Below are 19,483 nucleotides of genomic sequence, written 5' to 3'. Positions count from 1 at the left end.
GCTGTCAGTGGTCCGCGCGGGCGGCCAGGGCCCGCAGGAAGGCGCGCGGCCGCTGCAGGTAGCTGTCGCGCAGGTTGCGCGCGAACAACGCGCCGAACCGGCCGAACACGCGCGCCGCCTCCAGCGGCGAGGACGCGTTCCTGGCCCGCATCGACATCAGCAGCGCCGCCAGGTCGGCCACCCCGAGCCGCAGCACCCCGGCCCCGACGACCTCGCCGCGCGCGTCCGGGCCGCGGTGCAGCCGCACCTCCAGTGTGGTGGTGTCCGGCCACAGGTCGAACCCCAGGTCGTCGCGGACGTCCTTGCGCCCGGCCAGGTAGTACGCCTGCCCGTCGTGGACGAAGGGCGCCTCGTACACCAGCAGCGTGAGGTCCGGCTCGCCGGACGGGGCGAACAGCCGGAACAGCCCGTCGTGGAACGGGACCCGGTTCTCGACGCCGGGCAGCTCGATCTCGCCGCGCAGGGTGCCGGGGTGGAACGGGTCCCGTACGAAGGCGTCGATGTCGTCGACGGTGACGGTGGCGCGGAGGGTGAGCCGCCAGCGGGTGCGGCGGCCGACTCGGGCGCCGTCGCGTGGGTCTGTGTAACCCATCGCGAAATATCCGGACATCTTCTCGTCGAACGTGAGCCCCGGCCCCGGCTGAACCGGACGCACCGACCCGGCCGACCTGGCCGTCGTGGCCGTCGTGGCCGACCTGGACGGCCCGGACGATCCGGACGATCCGGACGTCGCTCGGGCCGTCGGCACCGGGGTGGCCGCCACGGAGGCGGACGACACAGCGGCCGAGGACGCGGCGGCGGCCCCCGCCTGCCCCGAAGCCGCCCGCCCGGACGCCCGGGCCGGCGTCGCCCGGGCCGACGTCGCGCGCGCGGACGTCCCCCGCGCTGGGGTGGCTCGGGCCGGGGTCGCTCGGGCCGGGGTGGCTCGGGCCGGGGTCGCTCGGGCCGGGGTCGCTCGGGCCGGGGTCGCTCGGGACGCGGTCTCCCGCGCTGGCGTCGCCCGGGACGCGGTCTCCCGCGCTGGCGTCGCCCGGGACGCGGTCTCCCGCGCTGGGGTCTCCCGGGACGGAGTCTCCCGGGACGGAGTCTCCCGGGACGGAGTCTCCCGGGACGGAGTCTCCCGGGACGGAGTCTCCCGGGCGGTCGACGGGCGCGTCTGCCGTGTCGTCGCCGTCGCCGCGGACGAGGCGGCAGACCGAGCGCCGGACCGCGCCGCGGACGGGACCGCGGATCGGGCCGCGGACTGGGCGATAGGCGGGGCGACGGGCGGGGTGTCAGGCCCGGTAGCGGAACCGGTAGCGGGACCGGTGACAGATCCGGCGGCAGAGCCGGCGGGCCTGGTGGACCCGGCGATGGTCCCGCCGGGAGACCTCCCGATGGCCCCGTTGGCGGGAGCGGTCGGGGGTTGGGGTGGGATCAGGGGGCCAGGGGCGCCGGCGGCGCGGGCGCGGGTGCCGCGCGGGCCCTTCGGGGAGGAGGTGGTGTCGTCCATGGCCGCCTCACCTCTTCCGCGGCGGGGTCGCGGCGTCCTCGGCGTACAGGTGGTTCGGGTCGACCAGCTTGCGCCGGTCGGGGTCGCTGGAGGTGCGCGAGTGCATGTAGCGGAAGCCGCCGTGCTCGATGACGAGGTCGTCCACCCGCTCCACCAGGCGTTCGAGGATCTTCTCCGTCATCTGCTCGGGGTTGACGCCGAAGTACAGCATCAGCTCGCAGTGCCGCCTGCTGTCGTCGCCGCGCGACAGGTACGCCGACCGGATCGCCTTGACGTACACCGAGATGAACGTGATGCCGCCGCTGGTGCGCCGCTCCTCGACCGCCGTCTCGTACAGCCGCCGGAACAGGGGCTCGTACTGGTCGGCCGGGGCCAGGACGACGAGCATGCGGGTCGGGTCGCCGACCGTGGCGTCGAGCACCTGGTCGGTGAAGCGCTCGATGTTCTTGCCGTTGGCGTACAGGGGGCTGAACATGATCGCGGCCATGCCCATGTACTTGACCGCCTGGTCCACGGCGGCCGGCAGCCGGCCCGCCCAGTAGCCGAGGAACTGCTGGTAGCCGTAGGCGACGGAGTTCGCCAGCGACTTCAGCGGGTTCTGCGGCGTGCGGTGGTAGGAGGAGAACTGGCCGAGGCGCACCCGGCCGCCGGGGACCGGGAAGTCGGCCCAGACGCCCCGCTCCATGAGCGCGTCGCCGGGGTCGCGGATGAGGGCGGCGGTGCGCCGGATGTAGTCGTCCAGGCTGGTGGTGATGAGGCGGTGGTTGCGCAGGATGGTGCGGTACTTGTCGACGCGGACGATCGCGACCGTCATCCAGGTGATCACGCCCTGCCGGCCGGTGCCGGCGAGCACGCGGTGGAAACGATCGGGGTCGCGCTCGCGCCCGCAGGTGTGCGTCTGCCCGTCCCAGTCCACGTACTCCAGCTCGGTGACGGTGTCGACGAACAGGCCGAAGCGGTGCGAGGCGGGGCTGATGCCGCCGACGGAGGCGAAGCCGCCGGCGGTGATGTGGTCGTGGTCGCCGATGATCGACAGGCCCCAGCCGCGCCTGGCGAGGTGGGCGTCGACCTGGGCGAGGATCGCGCCGGACTGGATCGTGCAGGTCTCGGCGCGTTCGTCCACGTCGATGATCTGGTTCATGCGGTCGGTGAGCAGGACGGAGGCGCCCTCGCCGGTGACGAGGTTGTTGCTGGAGTGGGCGTGGCCGCGCACGATGAGCCGCTCGCCGCGCTCGCGGGTCTCGTTGACGGCCCTGACCACGTCGTCGGTGCCGCGCGGCAGGTAGACGCGGAACGGCCAGCGCGGCGGGATGCCGGGGTCGGCGACGCGCTCCCAGTCGTAGGCGAGGCTGAGCAGCGTGTCGTGGGGGTAGGCCTCGTGGCTGGTCGGAACGTACTTCTGGGACACGTCACGCCCCCTGGCGCTTGAGGAAGTCGATCATGGAGGGGAAGACGTCCTGGTGGCAGTTCCTGCCCATGAAGACGTCCTGGTGGCCGTAGCCGGGGTAGACGACCAGCTCGTGGCGGCCGGGCGCGATCGCGTTGAGCCGGTCGTGGCAGACGATGTTGGAGTCGGCGAAGACGTGGTTGCGGTCGCCCGTGGTCAGCAGCACCGGGGTGGTGATCGCGGCGGCGCCGGCCAGGTAGTCGTCGGGCAGGGCGCGCAGGCGGGCGTCGCCGGGGTCGTACTTCACGGCGCGGCCGGCCCGCACCATCTTCAGGACGTGCCGGTAGTAGTGGAAGCCGGTCGCGCCGTACAGGTCGCCGCTGCGGGCGTGGGTGACGGCGTGCAGCTTGTCGTGGCCGTACAGCGCGGGCCACCCGGTGCCCCACATGAGGCTCAGCATGTGGCAGGCGGGCTGGTCGCACTCGGGGTGGAAGGCGTCCACGACGCGGGAGAACAGCCGGCCGCGGGTGAACGGCGGCTCCTCGCTCCAGCGGGGGTCGAGGTAGGGGAAGCCGAGCACGTACTCCATGAACGCCGGGGCGACGGTCAGCTTGAGCCGCGACCAGGCGGGCACCCTCGGGGTGAGGCCGGCGCTGTTGGCGATCACGCTGGTGACGCCGTCGACCGCGCCGCCGAACAGGCTCATCAGGAACGACACCGAGCCCAGGCAGTGCGCGATGACGTGCACCCGCCGGTCTCCCACCTCGGCGCGCAGGGCGCGCAGCGCGGCCGGGTAGTCGTACAACGCGATGTCGTCCATGGTGTGGCGGTGCATCGAGCGGTTGTACGGGTGCCGGTTGCTCATCCGGTAGTCGAGCGTCCACACGTCGGTGTAGCCGTTGTCGAGCAGGTAGCGGACCAGGTTGACGTGCTCCGGCATGATGAACATGTCGCTGGAGGTCGTCAGGCCGTGGACGACGAGGACCACGTCCCCGGCCGGCTCTCGCAGGAATCTCAGCAGGCTCAGGCCCAGGCCGTCCTGGGTGCTGAACGGATGGGTGCTCGTGCGGGCGTCGGGGACGCCGTCGAGCGTGAACAACGGAACGGTGCGCGTCATGACTGATCTCCGCGGCGGCGCGCGTGCGGCGCCCGCCTTTTCCTCAGCGATCCGACAGGTCGGCGAATTACCTATGGGCGAGGTGCGCCAAGGGTGGGCGCATGGTGAAGTGCGGGCTTATCGTCGTTGTCCCGGAATTCAGCCCGGCCGGGATTACCAGCGAACTCTTATTTCCGCCTCTGACCTCGTGGCAGCCGGTTCTACCTCGGCTTTTGCCCGTCGGCCCGCCATCGAGGCGTCATTTGTCCTCCCGCCCACTACTTCCGGTCGAGAACGTACATCCGGCTTTGGGACGCGTCAACACCGTGCGTTTTCCGGCGATCACCCGGCGAGAGAAGGGATCATTCCCGCGCTTTTCCGCCGACGCCCGATGGGCGGAATTCCGCGAGCCGAAACGCGGCCGCCCGGGCGGGTTCGCGGGAGCGGCGGCGCAGGTCACGGCCGACGACGGCGGCGGGCGCGGGAAGGGGGCCGGGGACGGGCGCGGATGTGGCGCAGTTCACACCCGCGGCGTCAGGAGGGCGGCGCGGAAGGTGTCGCGGTGCCGGGCCAGGTGCTCGTCGTCGGTCAGGTAGAAGCGGTCGTCGCCGCGTTCGAGGTGGTGCGCGAAGCCGGGGTGGCCGGCCGCGGCCTGCTCGCGCATGTGCGCGACCAGGTGGGCGAGGCGGTCACGGACGGTGTCGGGCAGCGCCTCGCGGCCGGGCCGGTCGAGCCCGTACGCGTCGGCGAACAGCCGCAGCCTGCGGGCCTGGCCGTCCACCGGGAACCCGGGAAGCTGGCGGGGGTCGGACAGCGGGACGAAGCGGTAGGCGGCGTAGGCCACGTCCCAGACGCGCGGGCCGGGGTGGGCGGTGTCGAAGTCGATGAACGCCACCGGCCGCCCCTCCCGGAACACGGTGTTGTACGGGGCCACGTCGCCGTGGCAGATCACCTCGACCGGGTTCCGCGGCGGGAAGTACCACTCGCGGGCGGGATCGGCGGGGAAGCCGGCGGTGGCGTCGTGATAGGCGCGCAGCAGCCGCGCCACGTCCGCCAGGACGGCGTCCGCCCGCGCCCAGCCGGGCAGCGGGTAGTCGGGCACGTCGCCGGGCAGGTGGTCGAGCACCTCGCGCCCCTGCGGGTCGGTGCCGTGGGCGCGCGGCGCGCCGGTGAAGCCCTGCCCGGCCAGGTGGTCGAGCAGGGCGTGGACGGCGGGCGTCCAGGGGCCGGTGAGCCGCCGTACGGTGGCGCCGACCCGGACGACCTCGTTCACCCGCCCGTCGAGCCGCTCCTCCACCGAAACCCTCCCACCGCCGACGATCAAGCTCGCCGGCCAGTGTGCCACGCGGGCGGGGGCGGTCGCGCGCCCTTTTCTCCCGGCGCGGCCCGCTCCGGAGGCGGCCAGGGCCGGTCAGCGGCGGTCAGGGGCGGGCGGTCAGCGGCGGGCGCCGAAGGCGACGGCGGTCGTGGACGCGATCGTCGTCACCAGCACGACCAGGACCAGCACGGACCCCAGGGGACTCTTGCGGCGGGACGGCGGGACGGCCGCCTGCCTGACCCGGGCCGGCGGGGTGAGGCGCGGGGCCGGGGACGGGGAGGGAGGCGGCGGGGGCGTCGCCGCCGGCACCGCGGCGCGGACCGGGACGGCGGGACGGGGCGCGGGCGGCCGGGGCGACGGCGGCGGGGCCGGGCGCCGCCGGCACTCCCCCACCTGCACGCTGCCGCCGCACACCGCCCGCGGGTAGATCGTCATGCCGGGCACCGTGACCTCGGGCGCGGGCCGCCGCGCGCCGGGACGGCCCTTGATGGACACCCAGGGCTCCGGCGACCGCCGCACCCGCACGCCCGGCACGGAGCCGTCCTTCGACACCTTGCCCGCGCCCACCACCGGCACCGGACCGCCGCCCGGGACCTTGTGCCCCTTCGACCCCGAGCCCCCTCCCGGGACCGCACGGCCCCTCGACACCGGGCCCCCTCCCGGGACCCTGTGCCCGCCCGGCACGAGGCCGCTTCCGTGGCCCTTCCTGCCGGCGGCGGGCCCGCCTCTCGGGAGGCCGCGCGGGGGCGCGGGCGGTCGTACCGACACCTTGGGCAGCACCGCGGGCGGCGACGACGGCCCGGGACGCGGCTGCTCGGCGACCGCGGGCCCGGCCACCGCGACGGCGAGCAAGGCGACGGCCAGCAGCACCAGCGACACGACGCGACACCCCGCCGCACGCCCGGGAACACGCCCGGCAACCCTCCCCCCAGCGCACCTCGCCGCATGCCCAGTCGCATCCCCGGCGGCATGCCCGGCCACATCCCTGGCCGCATGCCCGGCCGCATGCCCGGCCGCCGTCGCTTCCTCAGGGCCGCCCGCCGGGCGGGCGGGCTTGGCGTCCCGCACGCTCACATGCCCCCGCCGATCCGGGCGAACTCCTGCAGCGCCCCCTTGAACGCCTCCGGCCCCACGGCCAGTGGCCCGTCGAAGGCGTGCGAGATGTCCCAGGTGAGGTAGACGCCGAAGCCGAGCAGCCCGGCCATGGCGAGCATCGGCAGCAGGGTGAGCCCGCGCGGCCTGGCCCCCGCCAGGAAGGGGAAGACGACGACCACCAGGCCGGTGAGCACGGTCAGGAGCAGCAGCCCGTCGGGCGGCGTGGCCAGGGCGTCGGCGGCGCGCTGGGCGCGGGCGGTGGAGACGGCGCTCAGGTGTTCGAGCAGGTCGGACTTGGCGTCCTCCTGCGTGGTGCCGCTGACCTTGAGCTCGCCGGCGCGGGCCCGCAGGGCGTCCATGCGGGCGCCGCCGACCGGGTCCATGCGGCCCTGCGCCATGAGCGGCCACTCGTCGCGGACGACGAACGTGACGTAGTCGCGCAGGGCGGCGCGGACCTGGCGGGCGTCGTCAGCGGGCAGCGCGTCGGCGGCCCAGTAGGCGTCGATCGCGGCCTGGCTCTCGGCATGGGTGTTCTGCCGGGCGGCGTCGGCGGTGGTCCAGGGCACGATGATCGCGATCGCGAACACCAGCAGGAACAGGGCCGACAACATCGCCCCGGCGTGGGCGGCGGAAGGGCCGCCGGGATCGCGGTCGTCCTCGGCCCGGCGGACCATCCGGAACAGCAGCGCGGCGAGCAGCACCACACCGCCCGCCGCGAGGATCGAGAGCGCGTACGCCACCATATGATCTCCCGAAACACTTCGGATACGTAGTGTCACATTACTATCACACTGTGCAATGATGGCGTCAGGCCCGGAAAGGTAAAGGCGTGGCAATACGCGCAGGACCGCGACGGCGCAAAGACGGCGGGAAGAGGGCGCGGGTGAGCCGGGGCGGCCGGCGGATGGGTACGCACGGCCGCCCCGTTGTCACCGCTGGGCCCGGCGCCGGCATGGCGGACCGGCGACTGTCGTGGCGCCCGGCCACGAGGAGCCCGCGGCACGTCCGCCCGTCGCGCGGAGCCTCGGGTCGTCCCTCCGCGAACGACCCGCCGGCTCCGTTGCCGCGCCCTTCCTGCGGGGGACGCCTCACATGATCGCTCCTGCGCCCGGCGGGCGCTTCAGGGGCGGCCCCGGGGATTTCCCCGGGGATCGGGGCGTTCGAGCAGGCGCAGCAGCTCCAGCCAGCCGTGGAAGGGCTCCGCCCGGTCCGAGCCCTCCCGGGTGAGTCGTCCGTGGACGCCGTCCGCGCCGTACTCGAGATCCACGATGAAGCGCATCACGCCTCCCAGGCCATCCGTCGAGCGTATGGAGGATGTGCCGTCGGCGCCTTGGGGCCGTACCCGGGGATAACCCCTGGTTTTCCTGGCGAGGTCTGGACAAAGGGTCAGGCAAGTGTCACTTGAGCCGCCCGCGGGGGCGCGTCACGTTGGAGACCTGGGACGTGCGGAGGCCGCCGTGGTCGAGCGTGGTGCGACCTTCGTCGGGCGCGAGCGCGAGCTGCGCTGCCTCGGCGAGGAGTTCACGCGCGCCCGCGCCGGGCTGCCGCGCCTGGTGGTGGTCGAGGGCGCGGCGGGCATGGGCAAGACGACGCTGGTGCAGCGGTTCCTGGCCGCCTGCGGCACGGGCAACGTGCTGCTCGGCGACGGCGACGAGGGCGAGGCGCTGCTCCCGTACGGGACGCTGACCGGGCTGTTCGGCGGCGACCTGCCGGGGCCGCTGGCCGCGCTCGGGCCGCTCGGCGGGGCGGACCCGCTGGCGGTGGGCGCGGCGCTGCTGGAGGTGGTCAGCGAGCGGCAGCAGCGCGAGCCGCCGCTCTGCCTGGTGGTGGACGACCTGCACTGGGCGGACGGCCCGACCCTGCGCGCCCTGACCTTCTGCCTGCGCCGGCTGCGCGCCGACCGGGTGCTCACGGTGCTGCTGCTGCGCGAGGTGGCCGCGCTGCCCGGCCCGGAGGGGCTGCTGCGGCTGCTCGGCGCGGACGGCACGCGCCGGCTCCGGCTGGCCGGGCTGGGCGTGCCCGAGGTGGAGGCGATGGCGGGGCCGCTCGCCGAGACGGCGGGGGCGCGCGGACTGTCGCGGCGGGCGGCGGCCCGGCTGGTGGCGCACACCGAGGGCGTGCCGCTGCACCTGCGGGCACTGCTGGAGGAGGTGCCGCCGGAGGCGCTGGACGACGTGGCCCGGCCGCTGCCGGCACCCCGTTCGTACGCGCTGCTGGTGCTGGCGAAGGTGGCCAGGTGCGCGCCGGCGGCGCGGGAGCTGGTCAGCGCCGTGAGCGTGCTGGGCCAGGCGTGCCCGCTGCACCTGGCGGCCCGGGTGGCCGCGATCGACGAGCCGTTGCACGCGCTGGAGGAGGCCGTGCGGGCCGGCGTGCTCCTGGAACGGTCCTCCGCCCGCGGGCCGGTGGCGGCGTTCGCCCACCCGCTGACCCGGGCGGCCGTCTACCAGGACCTGGGCCCGGCGCACCGGGCGGCGCTGCACGCGCGGGCGGCGCTGGTCGCCGAGGGCGGGCAGGCGCGGCTGCGGCACCGGGTGGAGGCGGTGGCGGGCCCGAGCCCGGAGCTGGCGGCCGAGCTGGCGGAGCTGGGCCGGGCGCAGGCGCGGCTCGGCGCGTTCGGCAGCGCGGCCGAGCACCTGAAAGCGGCGGCCGAGCTGTCGGCCGATCCCGCGCCGCTCGCCGCCGAGGCGGTGGAGGCGCTGCTGCTGGACGGGCGGGTGGAGGAGGCCGCGGCGCTGACCGCGGCGCTGCCGGAGCGGGCGCACCCGGCGGTGCGCGGGTACGCGCTCGGTCACCTGGCGGTGGTGCGCGGCCAGGTGGAGGAGGCCCGCGCGCACCTGATCACCGCCTGGGAGCGCGGCGGCTCGCCGGAGCTCGCCGGGTCGGGCCTCGCGGCGCGGGCGGCGCAGCAGCTCGCGCTGCTCAGCCTGGTCAAGGCGGAGGGGAGGCAGGCGGCCCGGTGGGCGGAGCGGGCCCGGCACGCGCCCGGCTACCGCTTCAGCACCGACTACAACCGTTACACCCAGCTGACCGGCCTGGCGGTGTCCGGGGCGGCCGAGACGGCGCTGGAGCTGGCCCGCGACCTGCCCGCCCCGGCCTCGGCGACGATCGCCGAGCTGGACGCGCTGCTCGGCCGCGGCCTGCTGCGCACCTACCGGGACGACCTGCCGGGCGCGATGGCGGACCTGGCGGGCACGGTGGCGGCGTGCGGGGAGCGGTCGGTGCCGTTCCGGATGCTGGCGATGGCGATGCTGGGGCAGGCGGAGTACCGGGCGGGCCGCTGGGACGACGCCTCGCTGCACACCGAGACGGCCGCGTCGGTGGCCGACGACGCCGACCAGCGGTGGTTGTCGCCGGTCTGCCACGGGCTGGCCGCGCTGGTGCCGGCGGCGCGCGGCGACTGGGCGGCGGCGGAGGCGCACGTGGCGGCGGCGCTGGAGGGCAACAGGCGGGCGCGGTCGCGGCGCTCGCGCGCCTGCGCCGCCGCCGCGCACCTGGCCGCCGCGCGGGGCGACCACGCGGGGACGGGGGCGGCGCTGGAGCCGCTGCTGGCGGGGCGGGTGCACGACGTCGTGTACGTGCCGGGCGTGGTGCAGTGGCTGGACCTGCTGGTGGACGCGCTGGTGGCGCTCGGCGAGGCGGAGCGCGCCGAGACGCACCTGGCGGGCGCGGAGTGGCTGGCGGCGCGGCGCGGCCGGCACTCGGCGCTGGCCGCGGCGGCCCGCAGCCGGGGCGGCCTGCACGCGGCCCGGCACGAGAACGAGCCGGCGGAGGCGGCGTTCACGGGGGGCCTGGAGCACGCGGCGGCGGCCGGGCTGCCGTTCGAGGAGGCGCGGCTGCGGCTGGCCTACGGCCGGTTCCTGCGCAGGCTGGGCCGGCGGCGGCAGGCGCAGGCGCAGCTCGACCTGGCGCTCGGGCTGTTCGCCCGGCTGGGCGCGGCGCCGTACGCGGACCGGTGCGAGCGGGAGCTGGGGGCGTGCGGCGCGCCGCGCCCGGAGCCGGGCTCCTCGCCGCTGCTGCGGCTGACGCCGCAGGAGCAGGCGGTGGCGCGGCTGGTGGCGACCGGGATGACGAACCGGCAGGTGGCGAGGGAGCTGGTGCTGAGCGTGAAGACCATCGAGTACCACCTGGGCAACGCCTACGCCAAGCTGGGGGTGAACTCGCGGGTGGGGCTGACGACCAAGCTCCTGCGGTGAGGGGCCGCGGGGAGGCGGCGGCTGGACGGATTTCCGGGGCATGACGGGACGTGCTGACCATTCGTCCAGCCGTGAAGTGAGATGCCGGAAATGTGTGGAGCATGGGGCCGTGAATCTCAACGGCCGTAAATTCGTGATGGTGAGCTCTACCGCGAGCGCGGTGGACCCGGACAGCCCGACGGAGTTCGAGTACTGGGAGTCCGACGGGCTGGTGTGGGGCAGCTACACGGGCGACACCGTGATCCAGGGGCGCTTCGTGGGCACCCGGGAGGGCGAGCAGGTCCTGATCTCGTACGTGCACGCGCTGAAGGCGGGCGGCACGGCGGCCGGCCGCAGCAGCAGCCGGGTCGAGACCGGCGAGGACGGCCTGCTGCGGCTGGTGGAGGAGTTCAGCTTCGACGGCGACGACACGCCGCACGTCAGCGTGTGCGCCGAAGTGGCCGGGTGAGCCGGGCGCGGTAGGCCCGTCAGTCGTCCTTGCGCAGGGCGGCGCGGCCCTCGGCGGCGCCGACGAAGCGCATCTTGCCGAGCGGCACGTCGCCCCGCTCCTCCGTGGCGGGGCGGCGGGCCGCCGTGGCGCGCTGGCGGCCGTCGCCGGGCAGCACGTACGGCCGCCGCAGCACCTCGTCCAGGATGAACACGGTCTCGGTGGCCTTGACGGCGGGGATGTTGGCCAGCCGGTCGGTGACCATGGTGTGCACCGCGGCCACGTCGGCCACCCTGACCTGGATCATCGCGTCGTGCTGGCCGGTGGTGATGGCGCAGTACTCGACCTCCGGCATCCGGGCCAGCTCGGCCCTGAACTGCTTCCACATCTGCTGCCGCACGGTCACGAAGATCAGCGCGGTGATGCCGAGCCCGGCCCGCCCGTGGTCGATCTCGGCGGTGAAGCGCTTGATCGCGCCGTCCGCGCGCAGCGCCTCGAAGCGGGTGTAGGCGTTGGCCCGCGAGATGCCGACGCGTTCGGCCAGCGCGGCGACCGAGATGCGGCCGTTCTCGCGCAGGACCTCAAGGATCTTCAGGTGGATGTCGTCCAGCTCCAGACCGATGCCGATCCGTCCAGGCTGACCGCCACCGCTGACGCCATTCCTAGAAATATCACTCATCATTGCCTCATCGACCTTTATATACGTCTTACGGAGCGCACAGTACCTGGACGTTCTGCCGCACACTTCTCGGCATCTCTCTGCTGAACGTCCAGATCTTGGAGGACCTCCATGGCGACCCGCTCGCAGACGGCGGCTGTGCTGCTCGCCGGTGCGCTCACCCTTGCCGCCTGCGGTAGCGGCGGCACGTCGTCACAGGCCCCCGCGGGCGGCGGTGGCGGCCGGACGCTGGTCATCGACACGTCCTTCGACCTGAAGACGGCCGACCCCGGCCGCACCTACGAGCCGACCGGCCTCGTCGTCGACAAGGCCGTCTACGAGACGCTGCTCACCTTCGACGGCTCCGACGTGACCAAGCCGGTGCCCTCGCTCGCCGAGTCCTACGAGCTGAGCGAGGACGGCAAGACCCTCACGCTGAAGCTCAAGCAGGGCGCGACCTTCGCCGACGGCGCGCCGGTGACCGCCGACGACGTGGTGTTCTCCCTGACCCGGGTGCGCGACATGAAGGGCACCCCGTCGTTCCTGCTGGACGGCGTCGAGGTGGCCAAGACCGACGACACGACGATCACGCTGACGTCGAAGGCGGCCAACCCGGCGCTGCCGTACATCCTGCCGAACCCGGCGCTCGGCATCATCAACAGCAAGCTCGCCCAGCAGCACGGCGCCACCACCGACCCGCAGGACAAGGCCGAGCAGTGGCTGAACTCCACCGGGGCCGGGTCGGGCCCGTACACGATCGAGTCCTTCAACGTCAGCAGCCAGGTCACGCTCAAGGCCAACCCGAAGTACCACGGGACCAAGCCCGCCTACGACAAGGTCGTGCTGCGCAACGTCGAGGCGGCCACGCAGAAGCTGAACGTGCAGCGCGGCGACAGCCAGATCGCGCTCAACCTGTCCGGCGACCAGGTGAACGGCATGCCCGCCACCCTGCAGGTGAAGAAGACCGCCTCGGCCAACGTGCTCTTCCTCCTCGCCAACCAGGACACCGGCGTCAGCAAGGTCACCTCGAACCCCAAGTTCGTCGAGGCCGTGCGCAAGGGCGTCGACTACGCGGGCCTGCTGGAGCTGGCCGGCGAGGGCGCGGCGCAGGCGCCGGGCGTGATCCCGTCGCAGCTCCTCGGCGCGCTGCCGGCCGAGCAGGCCGCCAAGCGGGACGTCGAGGGCGCCAAGGCGGCGCTGGCCGCGAGCGGCCTGGCCAACCCCTCGGTGAAGCTGGAGTACCCGAGCGAGCTGACCGTGAACGGCCTGCCGTTCCAGCCGTTCGCCGAGCGCATCCAGGCCAACCTCAAGGAGGTCGGCATCACGGTGGACCTGCAGCCCGCGCCGGTGACGACCGCGCTCGACAACTACCGCAACGGCAAGGAGGAGATGGGCCTGTGGTACTGGGGCCCTGACTACCCGGACCCGAGCGACTACCTGGCCTTCCTGCCCGGCAAGACGGTCGGCCTGCGGGCCGGCTGGAAGGCGGGCGCGGCCAAGGAGATCGAGGCCGCCGGCGAGAAGGCCGCGACGGCGGTCGGCGACGAGGCCCGCAAGGCCGCCTACGCCGACCTGCAGACCAAGCTGAACGCCTCCGGGCCGTTCGTCACGCTGGTCCAGCCGTCGCAGAACATCGTGACGGCCGCCTCGGTGACCGGGCTGGAGTACCACCCGGTGTGGACGGTCGACATCGCCGACCTCGGCGTCAAGTAGATGAAGCAGCAGGTGTCCGGGCGGCGGGTTCCCCCGCTGGCCCGGTTCCTGGTCCGGCGGGTGCTGCTCGCCGTGCTCATGGCGTGGGGGATCACGCTCGTCACGTTCGTGCTGACGAACCTGGTGCCGGGCGACCCGGTGGCGGCCAACCTGGGCCAGCGGGCGCTCGGCGACCCGGCCATCGTCGCGCAGTGGCGGGCCGAGCACGGCCTGGACAAGCCGCTGTGGCAGCAGTACCTCCTGCACCTGCAGGGCCTGCTGCACGGCGACCTCGGCGTCAGCCAGCAGAGCCACCGGCCGGTGAGCGCGGACCTGGCCGAGTTCGTGCCGGCCACGCTGGAGCTGGCCGGGGCGGCGATCCTGGTGTCGCTGGTGCTGGGCGTGGCCTTCGGCGTGGTCGCCGCGCTGCGCCGCGACCGCCTGGCCGACCACGCGCTGCGGCTGCTCAGCCTCATCGGCATCTCGGTGCCGACGTTCTGGCTGGCGCTGGTGGCGTTCTACGTGTTCTTCTACCGGCTGCAGCTCACCCCGGGCAGCGGCCGGGTGGACGTGGCGCTCGGCTCCGCCCCGCCGGTCACCGGCCTGCAGACCGTGGACGCGCTGATCGCCGGCCGCTGGGACATCTTCGTCTCCGCCGCCGGCCACCTGGTCACGCCCGCGCTGGTGCTGGCGCTCTACACGATCGGCCTGCTGACCCGCTTCACCCGCTCGGCGGTGCTGGAGGTGCTGGGGCAGGACTACGTGCGCGCCGCCCGGGCCAAGGGCCTGCCCGGCCGGACGGTGCTGTTCCGGTACGTGCTCCGCTCGGCGCTGGTGCCCATCATCACGGTCGCCGGCCTCGCCTTCGGCAGCCTGCTGTCCGGCACCGTCCTGGTGGAGGCGATCTTCGCCTGGCCGGGCATCGGGCAGTACGCGTACAAGAGCGCCACCAGCCTCGACCTGCCCGCCGTCATGGGCGTCGGCCTGGTCGTGGGCATCGTCTACCTGGTCATCAACCTGGTCGTGGACGTCCTGTACGGCGTCATCGACCCCCGAGTGAGGTTGCAATGAGAGGCGCCGGCCTGCTGGGCAGGCTTCCCGAGGCGTGGCGGCAGCCGCTCGCCGTCAGCGGCGCGGTGCTCGCGGCGGCCTGGCTGGTGGTCGTGCTGGCCGCGCCGGTGCTGGCCCCGCACGACCCGCTCGCGCAGGACCTGCCGCGGCTGGCCCCGCCGGGGCCGGGGCACTGGTTCGGCACGGATCAGCTCGGCCGCGACATCCTCAGCCGCGTCCTGTACGGCGCGCGGGTGTCGATCCCGCTGACGCTGCTGCTGGTGGCGCTGTCGGTGCTGATCGGCGGCCTGCTGGGCGCGGTCGCCGGCTACTTCGGCCGCTGGGCGGACGAGACGATCATGCGGGTGGCGGACCTGGTGTTCGCGTTCCCGACGGTGATCCTCGCCATGGTGGTGGCCGCGGCGCTCGGCGCGAGCCTGGCCAACGCGGTGCTGGCGGTGCTGGTGGTCGCCTGGCCCTCCTATGCCCGCGTCACCCGCGGGCTGGTGCTGGGGGTGCGCGAGCGGGAGTTCGTGCTGAGCGGGCGGCTGCTCGGCTTCTCGGTGTGGCGCTCGCTGCGGGTGGACGTGCTGCCCAACATCACCGGCCCCGTGCTGGTGCTGGCCACCCTGGACATCGGCACCGCGCTGCTGCTGCTGTCGGGGCTGTCGTTCCTGGGGCTCGGGGCCAAGCCGCCGTCCCCGGAGTGGGGGGCGATGGTCGCCTCCGGCGTCGAGGTGTTCGACAGCTGGTGGGTGGCGACGTTCCCCGGCCTGGCGATCCTGACGGTGGTGCTGGCGTTCAACTTCCTCGGCGACACCCTGCGCGACGCGCTCGACCCGCGCACCGCCCGCGCGATCAAGGAGCGTGCCCTGTGACGGCCCTCGACATCGCCGGGCTGAAGGTGACGATCGGCGGCCGGGACGTGCTGCGCGGCGTGGACCTGCGGCTGGAGCCCGGCAAGGTGCACGGCCTGGCCGGCGAGAGCGGCTCGGGCAAGACCATGACCGGCCTCGCCGTGCTGGGGCTGCTGCCGCACGGCTCCCGCGCCACGGGCGCGATCCGGCTCGGCGGCCGGGACCTGCTCACGCTGCCGGCCAAGGAGCTCAACAAGGTGCGCGGCGGCGAGGTCGCCATGGTCTTCCAGGACCCGGCGACCAGCCTGCACCCCATGCTGACCGTCGGCCGCCAGCTCACCGAGCACATGCGCCACCACCTCGGGCTGGGCAAGGCCGAGGCCCGGGAGCGGGCCGTGGAGCTGCTGGGCAAGGTACGCATCCCGGGCGCCGCGGAGGCGTACCGGCGCTACCCCCACCAGTTCTCCGGCGGCATGCGGCAGCGCATCGCCATCGCCGTCGCGCTGGCCTGCTCGCCGAAGGTGCTCATCGCCGACGAGCCGACGACCGCCCTCGACGTGACCGTCCAGGCCGGCGTGCTGCGGCTGCTGCGCGGCCTGTGCGACGAGTTGGGCCTCGCGGTGCTGCTGGTCACCCACGACCTCGGCGTGATGTCGGCGGTCGCCGACGAGGTGAGCGTGATGAAGGACGGCCTGGTCGTGGAGTCCGGGCCGCGCGGCCGGGTGCTGCGCGAGCCGGCGCACGCCTACACCCGCTCCCTGCTGGAGTCCCTGCCCGACGCGGAGGTCCGATGACTGCCCTTCTGACGGTGGACGACCTGGTCGTCGAGCACCGCTCCCCCGGCCGGCCGCCGGTGCGGGCCGTGGCCGGCGCGAGCCTGCGGGTCGGCCCCGGCGAGGTCGTGGGGCTGGTCGGCGAGTCCGGGTGCGGCAAGTCGACGCTGGCCCGCGCGGTGTGCGGGCTGAACCCGGTCACCGCGGGGACGATCGCCTTCGAGGGCGAGCCGGTCATGCCGCTCGGGCTGCGGCGCAGGCGGCAGACGGGCGTCCAGATGGTGTTCCAGGACCCGTACACGTCGCTGAACCCGCGCCGCCGGGTCGGCGACCAGATCGCCGACGGGCTGCGGGCCTCCCGCGACACCACCGCCTCCCCCGCCGACCTGCTGGAACGCGTGGGCCTGCCGCGCGAGTTCGCCGGCCGGCACCCGCACGAGTTCTCCGGCGGGCAGCGGCAGCGCGTGGCCATCGCGCGGGCGCTGGCCGCCCGGCCGCGGCTGCTCATCGGCGACGAGCCGATCTCCGCGCTGGACGCCTCCGCGCAGGCGCAGGTGGCCAGGCTCATGCGCGACCTCGCCGTCGAGTCGGGCGCCGGGCTGCTGTTCATCAGCCACGACCTGTCCGTGGTGCGGCTGATCGCCGACCGGGTGGCCGTCATGTACCTGGGCCGGATCGTCGAGACCGGGCGCACCGAGGAGGTGTGGGCCGAGCCGCGGCACCCGTACACCAGGGCGCTGCTGCAGGCCATCCCCCGCCCGGACGGGATGGGCGTGCTGCCCGCCGAGCTGCCCGGCGACGTGCCCGACCCGGCCGCGCCGCCCGCCGGCTGCCGCTTCCACCCGCGCTGCCCGCTGGTCATGGACCGGTGCCGGGACGAGGATCCCGCGTTCGGCCCGGTCGCCTGCTGGCTGCACGAGCCGCGGTGACGCCGCTGCCGGCGGCCGGGCGCGCGGCGCGCCTGGCCGCGGCCCGCGCCGCGATGGCCGCGGCCGGGGTGGACGCGCTGGTGCTGCGGCCCTCGCCGGACTTCCGCTTCCTCGGCGGCCGGGACGGCGCCGGCTACCTGGTCGTCACCGGGGACGCGGCCGTCGAGACCGGCGACCCGGCCGCGCTGGTGCCGCCGGGCGCGCGGCGGGTCGGGGTGGACCCGGAGATGCGGGTGCGCGAGCTGTTCGGCATGGCGATCGCGGCCGAGCTGGTGCCCGCCTCGGCGGTGCTGGCGCCGCTGCGGCTGCGCAAGGAGCCGCCCGAGGTGGCCGCCGTCGAGCGGGCCGCGCTGCGGGCCGAGGAGGTGCTGCGGCAGGCGCGCGAGCTGGCCTGGTTCGGCGCGAGCGAGCGGGCGATGGCCGGCCGGCTGCGGCTGCTGGCGCTGGAGTCGGGCTGCGAGGAGGTGCTGGCGCTGCGGGTGGCCGCCGGCGAGCACACGGCCCGGCCGGAGCACCGGCCCGGCGACCGGGTGATCAACCCCGGGGACGCGCTGCTGGTGTCGGTGTGCGGGCGGTGGGGCGGCTGGTGCGCCGAGGTGGCCCGGGTGTTCGCGGTGGCCGAGCCGCCGGAGGACTACGAGGCCATGTACACGGTGGTGCTGGCCGCCCACCGCGCCGCCCTGGCCGCGGCCCGGCCGCCCGCCCCCGCCCGGGCCGTCGCCGCGGCCGCCGCCGAGGTCATCGACGCCAGCGGCTACGGCCGCTTCGCCGCCGCCCACGCCGGGCGCGGCGTCGGCCTCGGGCCGGAGGAGGGGCCGTGGCTGGGCGAGGACACGCCGCTCGCGCCCGGCATGACGTTCTGCCTGGAGCCGGCCATCTACGTGGCCGACCTGTTCGGGGCGCGGGTGGCGGACGTGGTGGCCTGCACGCAGGACGGGCCGCTGGTGCTGACCGGCGGGCCGCCGCCGCTGCACGTCCTGGAACGCTGAACCGGCCACCTGGCGGCCGCGCGGGCATGATCGTCCGATCCGGGACCAAGGGCCGCGAGGTCGGGACCTTGGACCCGGGTGCGCGGGCGGCCCGATGCCGCAGGCTGAGGGGCCATGAGCACCGAGGCACGAGGCAGGTCGCGCGCGCTGCGCGACGCCCGCGCCGCCGCGGAGCGGCGCAGGAGGAAGCGGATCCGCCTGATCGCGGCGGGCGGCGGGCTGATCGTCGTGGGACTGGTCGCCGCCATCGTGATCGCCCTGGTCAACGCGGCGGGCGGCAGGCCCTCCCCCGCGGCTGCCCCGGGCCGGGCCCCGGCGATCGCGACCGCGGGCGGGGCCCTCGCCCTCGGCCGGGCCGGCGCGCCGGTCACCGTGGAGGTCTACCTCGACTACATGTGCCCGTACTGCGGGCGCTTCGAGGCGGCCAACGGCGGCGAGATCGCGCGGCTGGTCGCCGCCGGCACCGTGCGGCTGGAGCTGCACCCGCTGGCCTTCCTCGACCAGGCGAGCGGCGGCACCAGGTACTCCACGCGGGCCGCGAACGCCGTCGCCACCGTCGCCGACCGCGCCCCGGACAAGGTCCTGCCCTTCACCGCCGCCCTGTACGCCCACCAGCCCGCCGAGGGCTCCCAGGGGCTGAGCGACGCGCGGATCGCGGCGCTGGCCCGCGAGTCCGGGGTGCCCGCCGCCGTCGTGGACGCCTTCGCCGGGCGCTCCTTCGAGGCGTGGGCGGCCGCCGCGACCCAGCGGGCGTTCGCCTCCGGCATCACCGGCACCCCCACCGTCAAGATCGGCGGGACGCCGTTCAAGGGCGACCTCTACACGACCGGCCCCTTCACGGACGCGGTGACGGCGGCGGCGAAGGGCGCGCGGTGACCCGTCCCGCGGCGGGCGTCCTGCCCCGCCTGCACGCCCTGCGCCACTCCGACGGCTGGATCTTCGGCACCATGCTGCTGTCGGCGTGCCTCAGCCTGACCGCGTCGTTCGTGCTGTCGGTGGACGCGCTGGCGCTGGCCGCCGACCCGGCCGCCGACCTGTCGTGCAACCTCAACAGCGTGGTGAGCTGCGGCACGGTGGGCAGCTCGTGGCAGGCGCACCTGTTCGGCTTCCCCAACGCCTTCCTCGGGCTGATGTGCGAGCCGGTCGTGATCACGATCGCGACGGCGGGGCTCGGCGGGACGCGCTTCCCCCGGTGGTTCATGTTCGCGGCGCAGGTGGTGTACACGCTCGGGCTGGTGTTCGCGTACTGGCTGCTGTCGCAGTCGATGTACGTGATCGGCGCGCTGTGCCCGTGGTGCCTGCTGGTGACGGTCTCGACCACGCTGGTCTGGTCCACGCTGACGCACGTCAACATCCGCGACGGCAACCTGTTCCTGCCCCGCCGGGCGCAGGCGGCGCTCCGCGCGGCCATCGCCGCCGACCTGGACGCGCTGGCGGTGACGATCTGGCTGCTCGCGCTCGCCCTGCTGATCGTGCTGCGGTACGGGGCCGCGCTGTTCGGCTGACCCGGCTCGGCTACCCTGGGTC

General features: G+C 74.8%; 18 protein-coding genes. 10 read left to right on the top strand and 8 right to left on the bottom strand.

Annotated elements, in window-relative coordinates; translation table 11 throughout:
* Positions 1-4: 4 nt before the first annotated feature.
* The 7 genes from MF672_RS36085 to MF672_RS36050 form a co-directional block, all read right to left on the bottom strand.
* On the bottom strand, positions 5-592 hold the full coding sequence (locus MF672_RS36085) for a hypothetical protein (protein WP_242383994.1): 588 nt from the start codon (positions 590-592) through the stop codon (positions 5-7).
* A gap of 907 nt (positions 593-1,499) precedes the next feature.
* Complete coding sequence (locus MF672_RS36075; protein ID WP_242383958.1) at positions 1,500-2,900, bottom strand: FAD-binding oxidoreductase; 1,401 nt, start codon at positions 2,898-2,900, stop codon at positions 1,500-1,502.
* A gap of 1 nt (position 2,901) precedes the next feature.
* Positions 2,902-3,996, bottom strand: a complete 1,095-nt coding sequence (locus MF672_RS36070; protein ID WP_242383957.1) for an alpha/beta fold hydrolase — start codon at positions 3,994-3,996, stop codon at positions 2,902-2,904.
* 499 nt (positions 3,997-4,495) lie between these two features.
* Positions 4,496-5,272 carry a phosphotransferase enzyme family protein gene (locus MF672_RS36065; protein WP_242383956.1) on the bottom strand — a complete coding sequence of 259 codons (777 nt, stop codon included), beginning with the start codon at positions 5,270-5,272 and terminating at the stop codon, positions 4,496-4,498.
* 138 nt (positions 5,273-5,410) lie between these two features.
* Positions 5,411-6,172, bottom strand: a complete 762-nt coding sequence (locus MF672_RS36060; RefSeq protein WP_247815596.1) for a hypothetical protein — start codon at positions 6,170-6,172, stop codon at positions 5,411-5,413.
* Between the two features lie 191 nt (positions 6,173-6,363).
* Positions 6,364-7,131: a bestrophin-like domain gene (locus MF672_RS36055; RefSeq protein WP_242384044.1), complete on the bottom strand. Its 768-nt coding sequence runs from the start codon at positions 7,129-7,131 to the stop codon at positions 6,364-6,366.
* Positions 7,132-7,508: 377 nt separating this feature from the next.
* Positions 7,509-7,667, bottom strand: coding sequence for a hypothetical protein (locus MF672_RS36050; RefSeq protein WP_242384043.1), 159 nt, complete (start codon positions 7,665-7,667; stop codon positions 7,509-7,511).
* A 178-nt stretch (positions 7,668-7,845) separates the two neighbouring features.
* On the opposite strand from MF672_RS36050, the gene MF672_RS51555 reads away from it, so the two are divergent.
* Complete coding sequence (locus tag MF672_RS51555) at positions 7,846-10,581, top strand: helix-turn-helix transcriptional regulator (RefSeq protein WP_302893332.1); 2,736 nt, start codon at positions 7,846-7,848, stop codon at positions 10,579-10,581.
* A 76-nt stretch (positions 10,582-10,657) separates the two neighbouring features.
* Positions 10,658-11,029, top strand: coding sequence for an avidin-fold protein (locus tag MF672_RS36030; RefSeq protein ID WP_507161381.1), 372 nt, complete (start codon positions 10,658-10,660; stop codon positions 11,027-11,029).
* A gap of 19 nt (positions 11,030-11,048) precedes the next feature.
* Here MF672_RS36030 and MF672_RS36025 read toward each other — a convergent pair whose 3' ends face one another.
* Positions 11,049-11,687, bottom strand: a complete 639-nt coding sequence (locus tag MF672_RS36025; RefSeq protein WP_242383786.1) for an Lrp/AsnC family transcriptional regulator — start codon at positions 11,685-11,687, stop codon at positions 11,049-11,051.
* A 111-nt stretch (positions 11,688-11,798) separates the two neighbouring features.
* On the opposite strand from MF672_RS36025, the gene MF672_RS36020 reads away from it, so the two are divergent.
* From MF672_RS36020 to MF672_RS35985, 8 genes are all read left to right on the top strand, one after another.
* Positions 11,799-13,379: an ABC transporter substrate-binding protein gene (locus tag MF672_RS36020; protein WP_242383785.1), complete on the top strand. Its 1,581-nt coding sequence runs from the start codon at positions 11,799-11,801 to the stop codon at positions 13,377-13,379.
* Positions 13,380-14,429, top strand: a complete 1,050-nt coding sequence (locus MF672_RS36015) for an ABC transporter permease (RefSeq protein ID WP_242383784.1) — start codon at positions 13,380-13,382, stop codon at positions 14,427-14,429.
* Complete coding sequence (locus MF672_RS36010) at positions 14,426-15,286, top strand: ABC transporter permease (RefSeq protein WP_242383783.1); 861 nt, start codon at positions 14,426-14,428, stop codon at positions 15,284-15,286. Before MF672_RS36015 ends, MF672_RS36010 begins: the two co-directional genes overlap by 4 nt.
* Positions 15,283-16,059: an ABC transporter ATP-binding protein gene (locus MF672_RS36005; RefSeq protein ID WP_242383782.1), complete on the top strand. Its 777-nt coding sequence runs from the start codon at positions 15,283-15,285 to the stop codon at positions 16,057-16,059. The genes MF672_RS36010 and MF672_RS36005 overlap by 4 nt, the downstream gene beginning before the upstream one ends.
* Positions 16,056-16,967, top strand: a complete 912-nt coding sequence (locus MF672_RS36000; protein WP_242383781.1) for an ABC transporter ATP-binding protein — start codon at positions 16,056-16,058, stop codon at positions 16,965-16,967. The genes MF672_RS36005 and MF672_RS36000 overlap by 4 nt, the downstream gene beginning before the upstream one ends.
* A complete protein-coding gene (locus MF672_RS35995; RefSeq protein ID WP_247815595.1) occupies positions 16,964-17,956 on the top strand; it encodes a M24 family metallopeptidase in 993 nt (330 codons plus the stop codon). Before MF672_RS36000 ends, MF672_RS35995 begins: the two co-directional genes overlap by 4 nt.
* A gap of 114 nt (positions 17,957-18,070) precedes the next feature.
* Entirely contained in the window at positions 18,071-18,832 is a 762-nt protein-coding gene (locus tag MF672_RS35990; RefSeq protein WP_242383537.1) for a DsbA family protein, read from the top strand.
* The gene (locus MF672_RS35985) at positions 18,829-19,461 is read left to right on the top strand and encodes a vitamin K epoxide reductase family protein (RefSeq protein ID WP_242383538.1); all 633 of its coding nucleotides are present in this window, start codon (positions 18,829-18,831) and stop codon (positions 19,459-19,461) included. The genes MF672_RS35990 and MF672_RS35985 overlap by 4 nt, the downstream gene beginning before the upstream one ends.
* Positions 19,462-19,483: the final 22 nt, after the last annotated feature.

Origin of the sequence: Actinomadura luzonensis (genome assembly GCF_022664455.2) — a bacterium.
Lineage (GTDB): Bacteria > Actinomycetota > Actinomycetes > Streptosporangiales > Streptosporangiaceae > Nonomuraea > Nonomuraea luzonensis.
The sequence above is the reverse complement of the archived record's forward strand: the minus strand, read 5'-3'. Positions and strand labels throughout refer to the sequence as shown.